The following is a 2,308-nucleotide window of genomic DNA, read 5'->3' as shown; positions in this document are numbered from 1 at the left end:
GGAGTTGGGCTTCGAAGCCCAGGTCGAGGTGCGCGAAGGTCTTCGCCGGACGGTGGAGTGGACCCGCCAGAACCGGGAGCTGGTCGCCCGCACGATGGCCGCCCACGGCAAGCAGATGCAGCAGGCCGGCGCGCCGCTGCGCCCGGAATACCGGCCTGCCGAGGCGCGATGAAGGTCCTGACGGTCGTCGGCGCCCGGCCCCAGTTCGTCAAGGCTGCGACGGTTTCGCGCGCGTTCCAGGCGTGTCGCCCGCGCGTGGACGAGGTCATCGTCCATACGGGCCAGCACTTCGACCAGAACATGTCGGCCGTCTTCTTCGAGGAGATGCAGATCCCGAAGCCCCAGTACCAACTGGAGCTCGGTGGCCTCGGGCACGGCGCGATGACCGGGCGGATGATGGAGAGCATCGAAGGCATCCTGCAGCAGGAAAAGCCGGACTGGGTGCTGGTCTACGGTGACACCAATTCCACGATGGCCGGTGCGCTGGCCGCGGTGAAGCTGCACATTCCCGTGGCGCACGTGGAGGCGGGCCTGCGCTCGTTCAACCGGGCCATGCCGGAGGAGATCAACCGCATCGTCGCCGACCACGTCTCTACCCTGTTGTTCGCACCTACCGAAGTCGCGGTGCGCAATCTGGCGAGCGAGGGCATCACCGGGTCCAAGGTGGTCCGCAGCGGCGACGTGATGTACGACGCCTCGCTCTTCTACAGCGAGCGTGCATCGGGCCAGGCTCTCGAGCGCCTTGGGCTGGAGCCCGGGCAGTTCTTCCTGGCCACCATCCACCGTGCGGAGAACGTGGACGATCCCGGGCGGCTGGAAGTCATCGTCGGCGCACTGGCGCGGTGCGCCCAGACCATGCCGGTGCTGCTGCCGATCCACCCGCGCACGCGCAAGAAGTTGGCGGAAACCGGCCTGCTCCATGGCGTGGATGCGAGCAAGCTGCGCTTGATCGATCCCGTGGGCTACCTCGACATGGTGCAGCTGGAAAAGCACGCACGAGTGGTGCTCACCGACTCGGGCGGCGTGCAGAAGGAAGCTTATTTCTTCGGCGTGCCTTGCGTCACCATCCGGCACGAGACCGAGTGGGTCGAGTTGGTCGAATGCGGCGCCAATCGACTGGCGCCACCCACCTCGGTGCAGGCAGTCGTCGATGCGGCGCTGGCCGCCGCCGCCGACCGGCGCCCGCCGCCACCAGGGCTGTATGGCGACGGGCAGTCCGCCCAGGCGATCGCCAATACGCTCGCATGTGCGGCATAGCCGGCGCCTTCCGGCGCGGCAGGGCGGGCGATCCCGGCCCGATGGCCGCGGCGCTCGAGGCCATGGCCCGGCGCGGGCCCAACGACCGCGGAACCGAAGTCCTTTCCACGCCCCAGGGTGACCTGGTCTTCGGACACACGCGCCTGTCGGTGATCGACCTGAGCGCGGGCGGCCACCAGCCGATGCATGCCGCCGGCGGACGTCTGTCCGTGGTCTTCAACGGCGAGATCTACAACTACCGCGAGTTGCGCACCGAACTGCAGGCGGGGGGCGCCGCGTTCCACACCGAGTCCGACACGGAGGTGCTGCTGCAAGCATGGTTGCGGTGGGGCGAGGCCTGCCTGCCGCGTTTGACGGGCATGTTTGCCTTCGCTCTGTATGACCGGGCTCACGACACGCTGACCTGCGTGCGCGACCCGTTCGGCATCAAGCCGTTCTTCTACGGCTGGGACGAGAGCGGGTTCGTCTTCGCGTCCGAGCTGCCCGCGATGAAGGCGCTGCGTGGCGGCGCTGTCTCGCTCAACCTGCAGCGCGCCTACGACTACCTGGTCCATGGCGATTACGACACCACGGAGGAAAGCTTCCTCCAGGGCGTGTTTCACCTGATGCCGGGCCACCTGCTGCGGGTCAAGGCGAGCCAGGCCCCAAGCGACCCGGTCAGGTGGTGGCAGCCCAAGGTAGCGCCGGTCCAGAAGCTTTCCTTCGAGCAGGCCGCGGAAGCCTTGCGCGAAAAGCTGCTGCACAGCGTGCGTCTCCAGTTGCGCAGCGATGTGGCCCTCGGTGCTGCGCTTTCCGGGGGGCTCGACTCGTCCACCATCGTGTGCGCCATGCGGCACGTGGAGCCTGGCCTTCCCATTCACACCTTCAGCTACGTTGCGCGCGGCTCGGCGGTTTCCGAAGAGAAGTGGGTCGACCGCATCAACGCCCACGTGGGCGCCATCGGGCACAAGGTGGAAGTCGCGCCGGACGAGCTGGCCCGCGACCTGGAGGACATGATCGTCTCCCAGGGCGAGCCGTTCGGCAGCACCAGCATCTACGCCCAGTACCGCGT

At 67.9% G+C, this 2,308-nt stretch carries 2 protein-coding genes; both read left to right on the top strand.

Going from position 1 to position 2,308, the window contains the following annotated elements; genetic code table 11:
• Positions 1 to 168 precede the first annotated feature (168 nt).
• The gene (wecB, locus tag V6M63_RS18060) at positions 169 to 1,257 is read left to right on the top strand and encodes a non-hydrolyzing UDP-N-acetylglucosamine 2-epimerase (RefSeq protein ID WP_332744067.1); all 1,089 of its coding nucleotides are present in this window, start codon (positions 169 to 171) and stop codon (positions 1,255 to 1,257) included.
• Positions 1,245 to 2,308, top strand: a 1,064-nt coding sequence (gene asnB, locus V6M63_RS18055) for an asparagine synthase (glutamine-hydrolyzing) (RefSeq protein WP_332744065.1), incomplete at its 3' end; no start/stop codon positions are given. The genes wecB and asnB, both read left to right, overlap by 13 nt.

This window comes from Hydrogenophaga sp., assembly GCF_036675665.1.
GTDB lineage: Bacteria > Pseudomonadota > Gammaproteobacteria > Burkholderiales > Burkholderiaceae_C > Hydrogenophaga.
This window is presented reverse-complemented; position numbering and strand designations above follow the sequence as displayed.